Source organism: Streptomyces sp. WM6386, assembly GCF_000972385.1.
In the GTDB taxonomy this organism is placed as follows: Bacteria; Actinomycetota; Actinomycetes; order Streptomycetales; family Streptomycetaceae; genus Streptomyces.
On sequence record NZ_JXTE01000039.1, the window covers coordinates 23,358 to 40,666 of the forward strand.

The following is a 17,309-nucleotide window of genomic DNA, read 5'->3' on the forward strand; positions in this document are numbered from 1 at the left end:
CAACACAGCTTCAGTGCTTCGAGTGCCCTCGTCGTGTCGAAGAGATGGTTGTGCGCGGCATCGTTGCGGCCCCCCGGCGCAGCTTGTCGAACGCCTCACGGCTCCAGCCGACCAGCACGCCCGCCCGCGTGAGCGCGTTGAGGCGGTCGAACTGGGTCGTGCCCGTGACGCGCGTGCCCGTGCGGGTGACGAACTCCTCGGCCAGCACCTCGCCGAACTGGCCCGCGCTGACCTAGGCCGCGTTCGGGTTGGTGAAGACGGTGAGTTCCGCCTGCGAGCCGTAGATGGCAAGGAGAGGCCGATATCCGTACAGACGGGCACAATTAGGCGAAGCCTTCGCCGGCTCCCGGAGCCGGTCGTCACCACTGCGCCTGTCCACGCGCCCCCGCCTCAGCCCTCGCCTGGCCTGCATCCGTCATCAAAGCCTACGGAGCCAGAGACACCCGAGGGAGACAACAGGCCGGGCGGGCGCGGCGTCAGAACTTGATGCTGCCGATCATCCCCGCGATGTTCGTCGTCAGCTCGCTGATCGTCGGCGCCATGGTCGAAGAGGCCAGGTAGAAGCCGAGCAACATGCAGACGACCGCATGTCCGGCCTTCAGCCCTGACTTCTTGACCAGCAGGAAGACGACGATCGCCAGCAGCACCACCGCCGAAATCGAAAGTGCCACGGCGGCTCACCTCCAAAGATCCCAAGAGCGCGGGGTCGGACCAGGGGGGCAGATAAATCCATACAGGCGCCAGCAGGTTCATACCCACTATGCGCTAGTGATCATAACTATCCGTGCGCGCGCATCCGTCGGCGCACTGCCGCACAAGGGGGCGCATGGCCAATATGGTCGGAGCATGACGACGACGTCCGACTCCTTCCCTCGCCGGCATGCCCGGACCCAGCGGTTCACACTCGGCGCGCCACGCGCGTTCGCGGTGGCTCCCGACGGTTCCCGTGTCGTGTTCCTGCGCTCGTCCTCCGGTACGGACCGGGCGAGTTCGCTGTGGGTGCTCGACCCCGCGGACGGCGGGGAGCGCGTGGCGGCCGACCCGCGCGCCCTGCTGGGCGGGGCCTCGGAGGACCTGTCGCCCGAGGAGCGGGCGCGGCGCGAGCGGAGCCGTGAGGGCGGGGCCGGGATCGTCGGCTATGCCACCGACACGGCGGTCGAGTTGGCCTCTTTCGCGTTGTCAGGACGGCTTTTCGCGGCGGAGCTCCGGGCCGGCACGGCACGTGAACTCCCCGTCCCGGGGCCGGTGATCGACCCACGCCCCTCCCCCGACGGCCGGTTCGTCGCCTACGTCACGCAGGGCGCCCTGCGCGTCACGGGCGCCGAGGGCGAGGGGGACCGGGCGCTGGCCGAGCCGGAGTCGGAACAAGTCACCTACGGGCTCGCGGAGTTCATCGCGGCCGAGGAGATGGGACGGTCGCGGGGGTTCTGGTGGTCGCCGGAGTCGGACCTGCTGCTGGTCGCGCGCGCGGACGACACTCCCGTACGGCGCTGGTGGATCTCCGACCCGGCCCGTCCCGAACGTGATCCACAGCACGTCGCCTACCCGGCGGCGGGTACGGCGAACGCGGCGGTCCGGCTCTTCGTGATCGACCTCGACGGGGCGCGCACGGAGGTGTCCTGGGACCGGAAGCGCTACCCGTATCTGGCGCATGTGCACTGGTCAGCGGCGGGTGCGCCACTGTTGCTTGTGCAGGCTCGGGACCAGCGCAGCCAGCTGTTCCTGGCCGTGGACCCGGGGTCGGGGGCGACGCGGATGGTGCACGCCGACGAAGATCCAACTTGGCTTGATCTTTTCCCAGGGGTGCCCTGTTGGAGCCCTTCCGGGCAGCTCGTCCGCATCGTGGACGAGGGTGGCGCGCGGGTCCTCGCAGTCGGCGAACGCCTGCTGACAGGACCGAAGTTGCACGTCCGCGCGGTGCTGGATGTCTCCGACGACGACATCCTGGTGTCGGGGTCGGCGGGTGAGGGCGCGGCGGACCCGCAGACCGGCGAGGTACATGTGTACCGGGTGAACGAACTCGGTACGGAACGTGTGTCCCTGGAGCCGGGCGTGCACACGGCGGTGCGCGCCGGGGGCGTGACGGTGCTGGTGTCCGCGACGCCGGACCGGGCGGGGTCCCGGGCGCGGGTACTGCGGGACGGCAAGACAGCGGCGACCGTCACCTCGTACGCCGAAGATCCCGGTATGTCCCCGCGCATGACGCTCACCGAGGGGGGCGCACGGCGGATCCCATGCGCCGTGCTGCTGCCTCAAGATCACGACGGTGCGACCCCGTTGCCGGTTTTGATGGATCCCTACGGTGGTCCGCACGGTCCCCGCGTCCTGGCCGCCCACAACGCGCACCTCACCTCGCAGTGGTTCGCCGACCAGGGTTTCGCGGTGGTCGTCGCGGACGGCCGGGGTACGCCCGGTCGCTCGCCGGCCTGGGAGAAGGCGATCCACCACGACCTCACGGTGTCCCTGGACGACCAGGTCGAGGCGCTGGAGTCACTGGCGAAGTCGTATCCGCTCGACCTCTCCCGGGTGGCGATCCGGGGCTGGTCCTACGGCGGCTGGCTGGCGGGGCTCGCGGTGCTGCGCCGCCCCGACGTCTTCCACGCCGGGATCGCGGGGGCACCGGTGACGGACTGGCGGCTGTACGACACGCACTACACGGAGCGGTATCTGGGTGATCCGACGGCGTCACCGGAGTCGTACGCCAAGAGCTCCCTGCTGACCGACGAGGGCCTCTCCTCCCCCGCCGAGCCGCACCGGCCCCTGATGATCGTCCACGGCCTGGCGGACGACAACGTCGTCGCGGCCCACACCCTGCGTCTGTCCTCGGCCCTGCTCTCGGCAGGCCGCCCGCACGAGGTCCTCCCCCTGTCCGGGGTGACCCACATGACCCCGCAGGAACAGGTCGCGGAGAACCTGCTCCTGCTCCAGGTCGACTTCCTGAAGCGGTCGTTGGGGCTGTCGTAGCAAAGCAACGGACCGGGGTGACATGGCGCACCCCGGTCCGTTTACGGCACCCGCACGGCCGTACGTCGTTCAGACTGACGCGTCCGTATATCGGGACCGGGTCAGCCGAGTTGCCTGCGTGTTAACGCAGTTGGTGGCTGTTTGTGCGGTTTTCGCAGGCACCGGCCGCATGGCCGCCCGGGGTCCGGTGTCAGCCCCCGGCCTCGTCCCCCTCCACCGGCACCACCTGTTTCTCCTCCGCGAAATGGCACGCCGAGTCATGCGCGGCCGGACCCGGCAGCAGGCGGAACTCGCTCGGGACCGCCAATGCCGGTACCTCCAGGGCGCAGCGTTCCCGGGCCTTCCAGCAGCGGGTGCGGAAGCGGCAGCCGGAGGGGATGTTGGTCGGGGAGGGGACGTCTCCGGACAGGATGATGCGTTCGCGGTGTTCACGGGCCTCCGGGTCGGGGACCGGGACCGCGGAGAGCAGGGCCTGGGTGTACGGGTGCGTGGGGTGGTCGTAGATCTCCGCGTCCTTGCCGATCTCCACGATGCGGCCCAGGTACATCACACCCACGCGGTCCGAGATGTGGCGGACGATCGAGAGGTCGTGGGCGATGAAGACGTACGAGAGGTCGAACTCGTTCTGCAGCCGGTCCATCAGGTTGATGACCTGGGCCTGGACGGAGACATCGAGCGCCGAGACCGGCTCGTCCGCGACGATCACCTCCGGGCGGAGCGCCAACCCGCGTGCGATACCGATGCGTTGGCGCTGGCCGCCGGAGAACTGGTGGGGGTAGCGGTTGATGTACTCCGGGTTCAGGCCGACCACGTCCAGGAGGTCCTGGACCTTCTTCCTGCGGTCGCCCTTCGGCGCCACCTCCGGGTGGATCTCGTACGGCTCCCCGATGATGTCGCCCACCGTCATACGGGGGTTGAGGGAGGTGTACGGGTCCTGGAACACCATCTGGATGTTGCGGCGCACCGACTTGAGGGCCTTGCCGGAGAGCTTGGTGAGGTCCTCGCCCTTGTACCTGATCGTGCCGGCGGTCGGACGTTCCAGGTTGACCAGCATCTTGGCGACCGTGGACTTGCCGCAGCCCGACTCGCCCACGATGCCCAGGGTTTCGCCGCGGTCGAGGGCGAAGTCGACGCCGTCCACCGCCTTCACCGCGCCGACCTGCTTCTTGAAGAGGATGCCCGTGGTGAGCGGATAGTGCTTGACCAACCCGCTGACCTCCAGAATCGGCTCAGCCATTCAGGCACTCCCTCCAGAAGTGGCAGGCACTCGTGCGGTCTTCGGAGACGTCGTACAGCGGGGGTACGTCCGTCCGGCACACGTCCTGGGCCATGGGACAGCGGGGGTTGAAGGCGCAGCCCGGCGGGATGTTCATGAGGTTGGGGGGCAGGCCCTTGATGGCATAGAGCTCCTGGCCCTTCTGGTCCAGGCGCGGGATGGAGTCGAGGAGGCCCCTGGTGTAGGGGTGGGCCGGCGCCTTGTAGATGTCGTGGACGGGGGCCGACTCGACGATGCGGCCCGCGTACATCACCGCGATCCGGTCGGCGACGTCCGCGACCACGCCGAGGTCGTGGGTGATGAGGATGAGCCCCATGTTGAGCTCGCGCTGCAACTCCGCGAGCAGGTCCATGACCTGGGCCTGGACCGTCACGTCCAGCGCGGTCGTCGGTTCGTCGGCGATGATCAGGGCGGGTTCCAGGGCCATCGCCATCGCGATCATGATGCGCTGGCGCATACCGCCGGAGAACTGGTGCGGGTACTGCTTGACCCGCTCTCTCGCCCCCGGGATGCGGACGCGGTCCATCAGCTCGATCGATCTGGCCCGCGCGTCCTTCCTCGACATGCCCCGGTGGACGACGAACATCTCGCCGAGCTGGTCGCCGACGCTCAGCACCGGGTTCAGCGAGGACAGCGCGTCCTGGAAGATCATCGCCATCTCGGCGCCCCGGACCTTCCGCCGCTCCTCCTCCTTCAGCTTCAGCAGGTCCTTGCCCTGGAAGAGGATCTCGCCACCGGTGATCCGCCCTGGCGGAATGTCGAGGATCCCCATCACCGCCTGCGCCGTCACCGACTTTCCGGACCCCGACTCACCGAGCACGGCGAGCGTCTCGCCCGCGTCCACCGAGTAGTCGACCCCGTTGACCGCCTTGGCCACCCCGTCCCGCGTCCGGAACTCCACATGCAGATCACGCACTTCGAGCAGCATGACGCCGGCTCACCTCAGCTTCGGGTCGAGGGCGTCGCGGACCGCGTCGCCGAGCATGATGAACGCGAGGACGGTGAGGGCGAGGGCGCCGGCCGGCCAGAGGAGCATGTGCGGGGCCTGGCGGATGTAGGCGGAGGCCGAGGAGATGTCGATGCCCCAGCTGACCGTCGGCGGCTTCAGGCCCACGCCGAGGTACGACAGGGTCGCCTCCAGCGAGATGTACGTGCCGAGCGCGATGGTCGCCACGACGATCACCGGCGCGACCGCGTTGGGTGTGATGTGCCGCAGCAGCATCCGGGAGTTGGAGGCGCCCAGGGCTCGCGCGGCCTGCACGAAGTCGTTCTGCTTGACGGTGATGACCGAGCCCCGGGCGATACGGGAGATCTGCGGCCAGCCCAGCAGCACCATGAAGCCGATGACCGGCCAGACTGAGTTGCTGGTGACGACCGAGAGCAGCACCAGGCCGCCCAGGACCACCGGGATCGCGAAGAACACGTCCGTGATGCGGGACAGGATCGAGTCCCAGAACCCGCCGAAGAAGCCGGCCATCCCGCCGAGGACCGAGCCCAGGATCGCGACCCCGAGCGTGGCGCAGACGCCGACCGTCACCGATGTACGGGCGCCGTACACCGTGCGCGTGTAGACGTCGCAGCCCTGACCGTCGAAGCCGAAGGGGTGTCCGGGCTGTGAGCCTTCCTGTGCCTTGGCCAGGTCGCACTTGAGGGGGTTGCCGGAGGCGATCAGGGACGGCCAGAGCGAGATGAAGATCAGGAAGAGGATGACCAGGGCGGAGATGATGAAGACCGGGTTGCGGCGAAGGTCTCGCCAGGCGTCCGACCAGAGGCTGCGGGGCTTGTCCGCGGGGCCTGTTCCCTGGGGTCCGCCAGGAACCTTCTCCAACGTCTCGCCCTCGCTCACCGCCAGATCCATCGCGCCGCCCATACCGGTCGCGGCGATCGCTCCGTCGTCGTACGGCTGCTCAGGCATAGCGGATCCTGGGGTCGAGGACGGCGTACAGGAGGTCGACGAGCAGGTTGGCGACCAGGAACACCAGGACCAGGACCGTCACGAACCCGACGACGGTCTGGGTGTTCTGGCGGAGGATGCCCTGGTAGAGCTGGTAGCCGACGCCGTGGATGTTGAAGATGCGCTCGGTGACGATCGCGCCGCCCATCAGGGCGCCGATGTCGGTGCCGATGAAGGTGACAACGGGGATCAGTGAGTTGCGGAGCAGGTGGCGAGTGATGACCCGACGCCTCGGCAGACCCTTCGCCACCGCCGTACGGACGTAGTCGGAGCGTCTGTTCTCGGCGATGGAGGTACGGGTCAGCCGGGTCACGTAGGCGAGGGACACGGACGCGAGGACGAGGCCCGGCACGATCAGCTCGCTGAAGGTGGCGTCCGTCGACACCGACGGTTTGATCCAGCCCCACTCGACGCCGAGGAGGAGCTGGAGCAGCAGACCGGTGACGAACGTCGGGACCGAGATCACCACGAGCGTGAACATCAGGACCGAGGTGTCGACGGGCCGGCCGCGCCGCAGGCCCGTGACGACACCCAGCGTGATGCCGATGACGACCTCGAAGAGGATCGCGACGATCGTCAGCCGGATCGTCACGGGGAACGCCGTCGCCATCAGCTCGGTGACCTCCTGCCCGTTGAACGCGGTGCCGAAGTCGCCGGTGAAGACGTTCCCCATGTAGGTCAGGTACTGCTGCCAGACCGGCTTGTCGAGGCCGAACTCCTTCTTCAGCTGGGCGGCCGTGGCGGGGTCGCACTGCCGGTCGCCGCACAGGCCCGCGATGGGGTCGCCCATCACGTTGACCATGAGGAAGATCAGGAGGGTGGCGCCGATGAACACCGGGATCATCTGGAGCAGACGCCGGACGACGTAGCGTCCCATGGCGGGTCAGCTGACCTTGATCTCGTTGTAGACGGGGACGCTGAACGGGTTGAGCTTCACGTTGGACAGCCGCTCCGAGTAGCCCGCGCTGCCGTTCTGGTACCAGAGCGGGATGGCGGCCATGTTGTCCCGGACGACCCCCTCGGCCTTCTGGAACGTCTCGATCGCCTTGCCGGTGTCGGTCTCGGCGTTGGCCTCGTCGACGAGCTTGTCGAAGTCCTCGTTGGACCACTTGCCGTCGTTGGAGGAGGCGTTGGTGTAGTAGAGCGGCTGCAGGAAGTTCTGGATGAGCGGGTAGTCCATCTGCCAGCCGGCGCGGAACGGGCCCGACATCTTCTTGTCGGTGATCTGGGTGCGGAAGTCGGCGAAGGTGCCGATCGGGTTGCCGACGCAGGCCCTGTCGTTGTCGAGCGCGTTGTTGATGGAGTTGCAGACCGCGTCGACCCACAGCTTGTGGGAGCCGGTGTCCGCGTTGTACGTGATCTTGAACTTCCCGCCGGGCAGCCCGCCGCCCTCCGCGATGAGCTTCTTGGCCTCGTCGGGGTCGTAGTCGCAGGCGTCACCGCACAGGCCGTCCTGGAAGCCGCCCGCCTCGCCGAGGACCGGGGAGGTCCAGTCGGTGGCGGGGGTGCGGGTCTTCTGGAAGATCGTCTCGGTGATCTGCTTGCGGTCGATCGCGCGGGACAGGCCGGTGCGGACCTTGTCCATCCCGCTCTTGTTCCAGTTCTTGTCGTAGTACGGGAACGCGAGGGTCTGGATGATGCCGGCCGGGGTGTTGATGTACCGGTCGCCGAGGTCGCTGGAGACGTTCTTGAGCTGGGCGGCCGGGACATCGTCGACCAGGTCGAGGTTGCCGGCCATGAGGTCGGTGTAGGCGGTGTTGTTGTCGGTGTAGACCTTGAGGGTCACACCGCCGTTCTGCGCCTTGTCGTCACCGGGGTAGCCGTCCCACTTCTTCAGGGACATCTGCGAGCCCTTGGTGTACGAGTCGATCGTGTACGGGCCGTTGCCGACCGGCTTCTTGACCCAGGCCGCGTGGTCGGTGAAGAACGCCTGCGGGAGCGGGGCGTAGGCCGGGTAGCCGAGGGTGTCGGGGAAGGTCGAGAACTTCTGGCTGAGCTTGACGGTGAAGGTGTTGGCGCCGGTGACCTTCAGTCCGGAGAGCGTCTGGGCGCTCTGCTTGCTGCCGTCCTCGGGGTGCGCCTTGTCGTAGCCGTCGATGTAGCTGAAGAAGTACGCGTTCTTCTGGTTGTTCTTGAGGCTGGCCCCGTAGTTCCAGGCGTCCACGAACGACTTCGCCGTGACCTTCTCCCCGTTGCTGAAGGTCCAGCCGTCCTTGACGGTGACGGTGAAGTTCTGGGAGTCGCTCGTCTCGATCTTCTCGGCGAGCATGTCCTCGGCCTTGCCGGTCTCCGGGTCGTACTTCTTCAGGGACCGGAAGATCATGTCGAGGACCTTGCCGCCCTGCACCTCGTTGGTGTTGGCGGGCTCCAGCGGGTTCTGCGGGTCGCCCCAGGAGGAGCTCAGCACCGCGCCGCCGTCGCCACTGCCGCCGCCGCTGTCGCTGTCCCCGCCCCCGCAGGCCGCGGCGGCGACGGCGACCGCGACCGCGCATGCGGCCCATTTGGCGTGCGTGGCTCCGCGCATGGAGTTCCTCCTGTGTGACTGCACTGTTCCGTTACCGGTCAATATCGGCGTAAAACAGGCAGACCGCACATGCACTCACCCCTTCAGGGGAACGGCCCAAAGTGCGCAATGGATCTTCACGATCCGATGCCGAACCGTTGGATTGCGACCCTCCTATGTACGGATTTCGACACTCCGACGTCCGCATATCGAACTCATTGCCCGATTGGGGCAGTTGGCCCGATGTAAGACACAGGCCGATCACGGCACGCTACACGCGTAGCTACAGATCAGTCAAGGAAAGGCAAAGAAAGTAAAGAGCCACCCAAGCCGACCGAGAATTTATTGACCTTGAATGAATTGCGTTGAAAAAGTCCGGCGTAGCCCGTAGGGACCGCCCTGCGGAGTCCTTGATCCACAGGGCACGGAGCATCATGACCCCCCCAACCCCTTCCCCGGTCACTTCACTCGAGGTGACCGACGAAGACAGCGCGGCACCGGCGAAGTCCTCGCCTCTCAAGGGCAACGAGAGCCGCTCGCCGGGACGGCTCGCCTGGAGCCGTTTCAAACGGGACCGCGCAGGCGTCATATCCGGGTACGTGGTCCTCTTCTTCTTCGTCGTGGCGATCGGCGCTCCGCTGATCTCCAAGCTCTACGGCAAGAACCCGTACACGACGTACGGCATCAACACTCCGGGGCTGCTCAACGAGTTCGGTTTCCCGGTCAAGGCCAACGGCGGCATCAGCGGTGACTTCTGGTTCGGCGTCGAGCCGCAGCTCGGCCGGGACGTCCTCACCTTCCTGCTCTACGGCATGCGCAACTCGCTGCTCATCGCCACCGCGGCCACGCTCCTGACGACCCTGCTCGGTGTCGTCATCGGCATCACCGCCGGCTACCTGGGCGGCCGCACCGACTACTTCGTCGGCCGGGTCATCGACATCCTGCTGGCCTTCCCGCAGACGCTGTTCTTCATCGCCTTCTGGCCGGTCGTGCTGGCGATCTTCGTGTCGCCGGAGGAGAACACCCCGATCTGGCTCACGGTCACCAGCCTCATCACCGTGATGACCGCCTTCGGCTGGGCCTCCATCGCCCGTCTGCTGCGCGGCGAGGTCCTCGCCCTGCGCGAGCGGGAGTTCGTGGAGGCCGCCAAGGTCACCGGGGCCTCGCCGGCCCGGATCATCTTCAAGGAACTGCTGCCCAATCTGTGGACGCCGATCCTGATCCAGTCGACGCTCCTGCTGCCCGCCTATGTGACGGCGGAGGCGGGGCTCGCCTTCCTCGGCGTGGGACTCACCGACCCCACGCCCGACTGGGGCGTCATGCTCCAGTTCGGCGCCAAGTACTACCAGGACGACATCACCTTCATGCTCTTCCCCGGTCTCTCCATGGTGATCTTCGTCGTCGCCTTCAACCTGCTCGGCGACTCGGTCCGCGACGCGCTGGACCCCAAGACGAAGCGCTGAGGCACCCCACTCCGCCGAGCGACGGGGCCCGGCCGGAGTACACCAAGCACCATCCCTATCCACAAGAAATCGGGTCAGCCATGTCTCTTTCCCGCAGAAACTTCGTCATAGCCACAAGCGTCGCGGCCGCGGGCTCGACGCTGCTGTCCGCGTGCAGCAGCGGCGACGCGGGCGGCAGCGGCGGCAGCGCGACCGAGGGTGCCAAGACGTACTCCAAGGTCACCATCGGCACCGCGGCGGACTCGACCGGCCCCGCGCCGGAGATCGCCGGGGCGAAGAAGGGCGGGACGATCTACGGTCTGGCCCCGGACGACTTCTCGCACCTGGACCCGGGTCGCATCTACTACGCGTACAACTCGACCGCCGCGCTGCTCCTGCACCGCTGCCTGACCGGCTACAAGGTCGCCGCGGACGGCTCGCAGAAGCTCGTCGGCGACCTGGCCACGGACACCGGCACGATGTCCAACGCGGGCAAGACCTGGACCTTCACGCTGAAGGAGGGTCTGAAGTGGGAGGACGGCAGCGAGCTGACCGTCGAGGACGTGCGCCACGGCATCGAGCGGCTGTGGGCCCCGTACATCATCGAGTCCGCCAGCTACGTCCAGATCGCGCTGACCGGCAAGGGCGGCAAGTGGCGTGACGCCTACGAGGGCCCCTACAAGGGCAAGCACCTCTCGGAGATCGTGACGGACAAGGCCAAGCGGACCATCACGTTCAACCTGGCCGAGGCCCGCCCCGACTTCAACTTCACGATGGCGATGCACTCGTACGCCGCGGTGTCCCCGAAGCTGGACACCAAGGAGAAGTACGACAAGAACCCGGCCGCCTGTGGTCCGTACAAGATCAAGAACCACACGACCGACAAGTCGATGACGCTGGTCCGCAACAAGAACTGGGACCCGGCGACCGACGCCATCCGCAACAACTACCCGGACGGCTTCGAGTTCACCTTCGGCATCGAGACCCTGGACTCCACGGACCGTCTCATCGCCTCCCAGGGCAACGACGCCTTCGCGGTCTCCATCTACAAGGGCGTGCCCGCCGAGCGCATCCAGAAGGTCCTCACCGACCCGGAGCTGAAGAAGCGCACCTTCAACGGCCTGCTCACCGGCACGTACTACTACGCGATCAACACCAAGCGCGTCACCGACCTGAAGGTCCGCCAGGCCCTCAACATGGCCTGGCCGCTGCAGCAGATCCGCCAGATCTACGGCGGCCCGACCTCCGGCGACTTCGCGACCACGGTCCTCAGCCCCGACATCCTGGGCCGCGAGAAGTTCGACGTCTACGGCAAGCTGAAGAAGCCGCAGGGCGACCCGGCCGCCGCGAAGAAGCTGCTGAAGGAAGCCGGCAAGGAGGGCGTGAAGATCGTCTACGCCTTCCCGCAGGACCCGACCTACAACAAGACCAAGGTCGTCATCGAGAACGCGCTGAAGGAGGCCGGCTTCACCCCGGTCATCAAGCCGCTCGACTCCACCTCGTACTACGACCAGGTCCAGAAGCTCGACAACAGCTACGACGTGATGTGGTTCGGCTGGTCCCCGGACTGGCCGACCGCCTACACGATGATCCAGCCGCTGTTCGACAGTGCCAGCGTCGGTGACGGTCTCTACAACGTCTCGCAGACGAAGATCTCCTGGATCGACGAGTCCATCCAGAAGAACATGGTCCTCACCGACCAGAAGAAGGCCGGTGAGGCCTGGGCCGCGCTCGACAAGCGGATCATGGAAGAAGTGGCGCCGATCATCCCCGAGATGTACCAGCGCCGTTACTACGTCTACGGCAACAAGGTCGGCGGAGCGATGTTCGACCCGAACTTCTCCGCGACCCTGCTCTACAAGACGTTCGTGAAGGCCTGACGACCGGCCCTCGTGGCGGGGCGGCCCCCGGCCGCCCCGCCTCCTTCCCCCCTTCGGCATCCGTCAGGAAATCCCAACTGCCATGCTCCGCTTCCTTGTCCGACGAATTCTCGGCGCCGCGGTGATCCTGCTGATCATCAGCGCCATCGTGTTCGTCCTGTTCTACGCCGCCCCGCGCGACCCCGCCCGCATCGCCTGCGGCAAGGCCTGCACCCCCGAGACCCTGGAGCTGGTGCGGAAGAACCTGGGGATCGCCGATCCGTTGCCTGTGCAGTACTGGGACTGGCTCAAGGGCATCTTCGTCGGCCGCGACTACACGTCGTTCGGCAACTGCAACGCGCCCTGCCTCGGCTACTCGTTCCAGAACCGCGAGCCGGTCCTCGGCACCATCATGGACCGCTTCCCGACCACCCTGTCGCTGTCGCTCGGCAGCTCGGTCATCTACCTCACCTTCGGCATCGGCGCGGGCATGCTGGCCGCCGTGAAGCAGGGCAAGGCCCTGGACAAGATCGCGAGCTCCGCCTCGCTGGTCGCGTCCTCGATGCAGATCTACGTCGTCGGCGTCCTCGCCACCTATCTGCTGGTCGACCAGTGGCAGGTACTGGACCGGGCCAGCTACACCCCCTTCACGGACGACCCGGCGGCCTGGGCCAAGGGTCTGCTGGTGCCCTGGATCGTGCTGTCCCTGATCTGGACCGCCAACTACACCCGTATGACGCGCTCCCAGATGGTGGAGGCGCTCAGCGAGGACTACGTCCGTACGGCCCGCGCCAAGGGCATGTCCCGCCGCACGGTCTTCTTCCGCTTCGCCTGGCGCGGCGCGATGGGGCCGATCGTCACCATCTTCGGCCTCGACCTCGGTGTGCTGCTCGGCGGTGCGATCATCACCGAGTCGACGTTCAGCCTCCAAGGCCTCGGCATGCTCTCCGTCAAGGCGGTCAGCACCAACGACCTGCCGATGCTGCTCGGTGTCGTGCTGGTCGCCGCCGGCGCGATCGTCGTCTTCAACATCGTCGTCGATGCCCTGTACGCCCTCATCGACCCGCGCGTGCGCCTCGCTTAAGGAGAGACCATGAGCACCCCCTTCCTCTCCGTCCGCGACCTCAAAGTCCACTTCTCCACCGAGGACGGTGTCGTCAAGGCCGTCGACGGGCTCTCCTTCGACGTGGAGAAGGGCCAGACCCTCGGCATCGTCGGTGAGTCGGGCTCCGGCAAGTCCGTCACCAACATGGCGGTCCTGGGCCTGCACGACCCGCGCAACACCAGGCTCGACGGCGAGATCCTGCTCGACGGCAAAGAGCTGATCACCGCCTCCGAGCGCGAGCTGGAGAAGCTGCGCGGCAACAAGATGTCCATGATCTTCCAGGACGCGCTCGCCTCCCTGTCGCCGTACCACACCATCGGCGCACAGATCGGCGAGACGTACCGCAAGCACACCGGCGCCTCCCGCGGGGCGGCCCGGGCGCGGTCGGTCGAGATGCTGCGCCGGGTCGGCATCCCGCAGCCGGACATGCGGGTGGACGACTACCCGCACCAGTTCTCCGGCGGTATGCGCCAGCGCGCGATGATCGCGATGGCCCTGGTCTGCGACCCCGAGCTGCTGATCGCCGACGAACCGACCACGGCTCTCGACGTGACGGTCCAGGCCCAGATCATGGACCTCCTCAAGGACCTCCAGCAGGAGTTCGGCACGGCCATCATCTTCATCACGCACGACCTCGGTGTCATCGCCGACATCGCGGACGACGTGCTGGTGATGTACGGCGGGCGCTGTGTGGAGCGGGGCACCAAGGAGGAGGTGCTGCGCGCCCCCGACCACCCCTACACGCTGGGGCTGCTGGGTTCGATGCCGAGCCTGACCGGGCCGGTCGACGTGCCGCTCTCCCCGATCCCGGGCTCGCCGCCCTCGCTGCTCAACCCGCCGTCGGGCTGCCGCTTCCACCCCCGGTGCGCCTTCGCGGAGAAGGTCGCCGGCGGGCTCTGCTCCAGTGAGCGGCCGGGTCTGAAGGTCCTCGACGGGCGGGGCTCGGCGTGCCACCTGACGGCGGACCAGAAGCGCGAGCTCTTCACCGAGCACGTCGCGGCCCGGACCCACTGACGTACAAGACGGGATTCACCACCATGAGCAACACCACCCCCCTCCTGGACGTCTCGGGCCTGACCAAGCACTTCCCGGTCAAGGGCGGCTTCCCGATCCGCCGCACGGTCGGTGCCGTGCAGGCCGTCGACGGCCTGGACTTCCACGTGAACGAGGGCGAAGCCCTCGGCCTGGTCGGCGAGTCGGGCTGCGGCAAGTCGACCACGGGCCGGCTGATCACCCGGCTCATGGAGCCGACGGCCGGCAGCATCTCGTACCGCGGCAAGGACATCACGCACGCCTCCCGCAGGGAACTCGCGCCGATCCGCTCCGAGATCCAGATGATCTTCCAGGACCCCTATGCGTCGCTGAACCCGCGCCAGACGGTCGGCAAGATCATCTCAGGTCCGATGGAGATCAACGACACCATCCCGGAGGGCGGCCGCGAGAAGCGGGTCCGCGAGCTCCTGGAGATCGTCGGTCTCAACCCCGAGCATTACAACCGCTTCCCGCACGAGTTCTCCGGCGGCCAGCGCCAGCGCATCGGTGTCGCCCGCGCCCTGGCCCTGGAGCCGAAGCTGATCGTCGCCGACGAGCCGGTCTCGGCCCTCGACGTCTCGATCCAGGCGCAGGTCGTGAACCTGCTGCAGAAGGTGCAGCAGGAGCTGGGCATCGCGTTCGTCTTCATCGCCCACGACCTCGCCGTCGTACGCCACTTCTCGCAGCGCGTGGCGGTCATGTACCTCGGCAAGATCGTCGAGATCGCGGACCGCGACGACCTGTACGGCAACCCCCGCCACCCCTACACGCGGGCCCTGCTGTCCGCCGTGCCGGAAGCAACGGTGGACGATACACCGACCCGCGAGCGCATCCGTCTCACCGGCGATGTACCGTCTCCTCTGAACCCGCCCTCGGGCTGCCGCTTCCGGACCCGTTGCTGGAAGGCGACGGAGAAGTGCGCGACCGAGGCACCCCCGCTGGTCCAGGTCGAGGGCAACAAGCCCGGCCATCTGACCGCGTGCCACTACCCCGAGACGGAGGGAACCGTTCCGGCCCCTCGTCTCTCCAAGGACCCCGAGGCAGCGGTCTGACAACACCCCTTTTCCGTCAGCCGCCGCCCTTTGCGGAACGGACTTTCTCGGCCCATTGACCCGAGCCCATGAACGTCCGCTCCAGGGGAACGAAGGCCCGTACCTCCCCAGGTACGGGCTTTCGTCATACGGGGATCCCGTCATATGGCTCCGGCACCTGTGACAGACTGCCGCGATGGTCGATCGCTCGTTCGCGGATCTCTCGCTCGCCGCGCTGTACGACTCCCTCAACCCGTGGGGGCCGGGCGACGACTTCTACCTCGGTCTCGTGATGTCCGCACCCACCGTGCTGGACGTCGGCTGCGGCACCGGACGCCTGCTCGCCGCGGCCCGCCGGGCCGGACACCCGGGGCAGCTCACGGGGCTCGACCCGGCCGCCGCGATGCTGGTCCAGGCACGGCGCCGGGAGCCCGGCGTGGAGTGGGTGCTCGGGGATCTGCGCTCACGTGCCTGGTACGGGGAGTTCGACCTCGTCACGATGGCCGGGCACGCCTTCCAGAGCCTCATCGGCGACGAGGAACTGCGCATCGCCCTGCGCGCCGTCCGGGCCACCCTCGCGGACGGCGGACGGTTCGTGTTCGAGACACTGAACCCGGCGGTCCGCGTCTGGGAGCACTGGACACCGGACCGGGTGCGCGAGGGCGCCGACGAGAACGGCTCCGTCGCGTGGATGTGGCAGGAGGTCGTCGGCCCCGTCGTCGGGGACCGAGTCACCTTCACCGAGACCTACGAGGGCGTCCGCTGGGACCGCCCCCAGGTCAGCACCACCACACTGCGCTTCCTCGACACACTGGGCCTGGAGAAGTTCCTGGCGGAGGCAGGCCTGGTGGTGGAGGAGCAGTACGGCGACTGGGGCAGGGCCCCGGTGACGCAGGCAAGCCCGGAGATCATCACGGTGGCGCGAAGCGCCACCTGATGAGGGGCGCGGGGAACTGCGCGACCAGCCACCACGCACCCGCAGCCGGCACACAACAGCCCCCACCACCCCCTTAGTCGCCCAGCTCCTCCTCCAGCGCGGCCAACGCCGGGTCCAGCACGATGTCCTCGTCCCGCCCCTCGATCGTCGGATCCTCCGGAAAGTGGCACGCCGTCAGATGCCCGTCCCGGTTACCGGAGATCTGGACCAACGGCGGCTCCTCGGCCGCACACTTGTCCTGCGCCTTCCAGCACCGCGTACGGAACCGGCACCCGGACGGCGGCGAGATCGGCGACGGCACATCACCGGCGAGGCGGATCCGCTCACGGTCGGGCGCGCTCTCGTCCGACAGGTTCACCTCGGGCACCGCGGACAGCAGGGCGTGGGTGTAGGGGTGGCGAGGCCGGGTGTAGATGGAGTCGCGGTCGCCGACCTCGATGATCTTGCCGAGGTACATGACCGCCACACGATGCGAGAAGTGCCGTACGACGGCGAGGTCATGGGCGATGAACAGGAACGCGATGCCCAGCTCCTGCTGCACCTGCTTCAGCAGGTTCACCACCTGGGCCTGGATCGAGACGTCGAGGGCCGAGACCGGCTCGTCGGCGACGATCAGCTTCGGCTCCAGGGCCAACGCCCTTGCCACGCCGATGCGCTGGCGCTGTCCGCCGGAGAACTCGTGCGGGAAGCGGTTGTAGTGCTCGGGGTTGAGACCGACGATCTCGAGCAGTTCGCGTACGCGCTTCTCGCGGCCGCCCTCGGGTTCGATCTCGTTGATCTCCATGGGCCCAGAGATGATCTTGCCGACCGTCTGCCTCGGGTTCAGCGAGGAGTACGGGTCCTGGAAGATCATCTGGATCTCGGAGCGGATCGGCGCCAGTTCTCTGCGGCTGGCGTGCGTGATGTCCTTGCCGCGGTACGAGATCGTGCCGGCCGTCGGCTCCATGAGCCGGGTGATCAGCCGGCCCGTGGTCGACTTGCCGCAGCCGGACTCGCCGACCAGGCCGAAGCTCTCGCCGACGTTCACGGTCAGGTCGATGCCGTCGACGGCCTGCACGGCACCGACCGTGCGGCGGATCGGGAAGCCGCCCTTGACCGGGAAGTGCTTGGTGAGCCCCTCGACGACCAGCAAGGGATCTCCGGCCGAGTCGGTGGTTGCCCCTCGCGGGGCGGGGAGGACGAGGTCCTCTTTCATGACGGGTCCTC

General features: G+C 67.5%; 15 protein-coding genes. 7 read left to right on the top strand and 8 right to left on the bottom strand.

The genetic code is table 11. From position 1 onward, the window contains the following. Positions 1-10 precede the first annotated feature (10 nt). Both TN53_RS48440 and TN53_RS23580 read right to left on the bottom strand, forming a co-directional pair. Positions 11-208 carry a hypothetical protein gene (locus TN53_RS48440; protein ID WP_052745290.1) on the bottom strand — a complete coding sequence of 66 codons (198 nt, stop codon included), beginning with the start codon at positions 206-208 and terminating at the stop codon, positions 11-13. Between the two features lie 268 nt (positions 209-476). Further along, positions 477-671, bottom strand: a complete 195-nt coding sequence (locus TN53_RS23580; protein ID WP_046260607.1) for a hypothetical protein — start codon at positions 669-671, stop codon at positions 477-479. 175 nt (positions 672-846) lie between these two features. Between TN53_RS23580 and TN53_RS23585 the strand changes: the two genes are divergently transcribed. Continuing rightward, positions 847-2,964, top strand: a complete 2,118-nt coding sequence (locus TN53_RS23585) for a S9 family peptidase (RefSeq protein WP_046260608.1) — start codon at positions 847-849, stop codon at positions 2,962-2,964. 190 nt (positions 2,965-3,154) lie between these two features. Here the strand turns inward: TN53_RS23585 and TN53_RS23590 are convergent, their stop codons facing one another. The 5 genes from TN53_RS23590 to TN53_RS23610 are packed head-to-tail and all read right to left on the bottom strand — an operon-like array spanning position 3,155 to position 8,718. Then, complete coding sequence (locus TN53_RS23590; protein ID WP_046260609.1) at positions 3,155-4,201, bottom strand: ABC transporter ATP-binding protein; 1,047 nt, start codon at positions 4,199-4,201, stop codon at positions 3,155-3,157. Further along, complete coding sequence (locus TN53_RS23595; protein ID WP_046260610.1) at positions 4,194-5,168, bottom strand: ABC transporter ATP-binding protein; 975 nt, start codon at positions 5,166-5,168, stop codon at positions 4,194-4,196. The genes TN53_RS23590 and TN53_RS23595 overlap by 8 nt, the downstream gene beginning before the upstream one ends. A 9-nt stretch (positions 5,169-5,177) precedes the next feature. Continuing rightward, positions 5,178-6,155 carry an ABC transporter permease gene (locus TN53_RS23600; RefSeq protein WP_046260611.1) on the bottom strand — a complete coding sequence of 326 codons (978 nt, stop codon included), beginning with the start codon at positions 6,153-6,155 and terminating at the stop codon, positions 5,178-5,180. Next, entirely contained in the window at positions 6,148-7,071 is a 924-nt protein-coding gene (locus TN53_RS23605; protein ID WP_046260612.1) for an ABC transporter permease, read from the bottom strand. The genes TN53_RS23600 and TN53_RS23605 overlap by 8 nt, the downstream gene beginning before the upstream one ends. 6 nt (positions 7,072-7,077) lie before the next feature. Then, on the bottom strand, positions 7,078-8,718 hold the full coding sequence (locus TN53_RS23610) for a peptide ABC transporter substrate-binding protein (RefSeq protein WP_046260613.1): 1,641 nt from the start codon (positions 8,716-8,718) through the stop codon (positions 7,078-7,080). Positions 8,719-9,131: 413 nt separating this feature from the next. Between TN53_RS23610 and TN53_RS23615 the strand changes: the two genes are divergently transcribed. The 6 genes from TN53_RS23615 (at position 9,132) to TN53_RS23640 (ending at position 16,103) form a co-directional block, all read left to right on the top strand. After that, positions 9,132-10,160 (top strand): ABC transporter permease, encoded by a 1,029-nt coding sequence (locus TN53_RS23615; RefSeq protein WP_095046691.1) that lies wholly within the window; start codon positions 9,132-9,134, stop codon positions 10,158-10,160. A gap of 80 nt (positions 10,161-10,240) precedes the next feature. Then, the gene (locus tag TN53_RS23620; protein ID WP_046260615.1) at positions 10,241-12,019 is read left to right on the top strand and encodes an ABC transporter substrate-binding protein; all 1,779 of its coding nucleotides are present in this window, start codon (positions 10,241-10,243) and stop codon (positions 12,017-12,019) included. Between the two features lie 82 nt (positions 12,020-12,101). Then, positions 12,102-13,082, top strand: a complete 981-nt coding sequence (locus TN53_RS23625; RefSeq protein ID WP_046260616.1) for an ABC transporter permease — start codon at positions 12,102-12,104, stop codon at positions 13,080-13,082. A gap of 9 nt (positions 13,083-13,091) precedes the next feature. After that, positions 13,092-14,117: an ABC transporter ATP-binding protein gene (locus tag TN53_RS23630; protein ID WP_046260617.1), complete on the top strand. Its 1,026-nt coding sequence runs from the start codon at positions 13,092-13,094 to the stop codon at positions 14,115-14,117. A gap of 23 nt (positions 14,118-14,140) precedes the next feature. Then, positions 14,141-15,187, top strand: coding sequence for an ABC transporter ATP-binding protein (locus tag TN53_RS23635; RefSeq protein WP_046260618.1), 1,047 nt, complete (start codon positions 14,141-14,143; stop codon positions 15,185-15,187). 175 nt (positions 15,188-15,362) lie between these two features. Next, positions 15,363-16,103 carry a class I SAM-dependent methyltransferase gene (locus TN53_RS23640; protein WP_046260619.1) on the top strand — a complete coding sequence of 247 codons (741 nt, stop codon included), beginning with the start codon at positions 15,363-15,365 and terminating at the stop codon, positions 16,101-16,103. Positions 16,104-16,176: 73 nt separating this feature from the next. Here the strand turns inward: TN53_RS23640 and TN53_RS23645 are convergent, their stop codons facing one another. Continuing rightward, positions 16,177-17,298 carry an ABC transporter ATP-binding protein gene (locus TN53_RS23645; RefSeq protein WP_046260620.1) on the bottom strand — a complete coding sequence of 374 codons (1,122 nt, stop codon included), beginning with the start codon at positions 17,296-17,298 and terminating at the stop codon, positions 16,177-16,179. Positions 17,299-17,309: the final 11 nt, after the last annotated feature.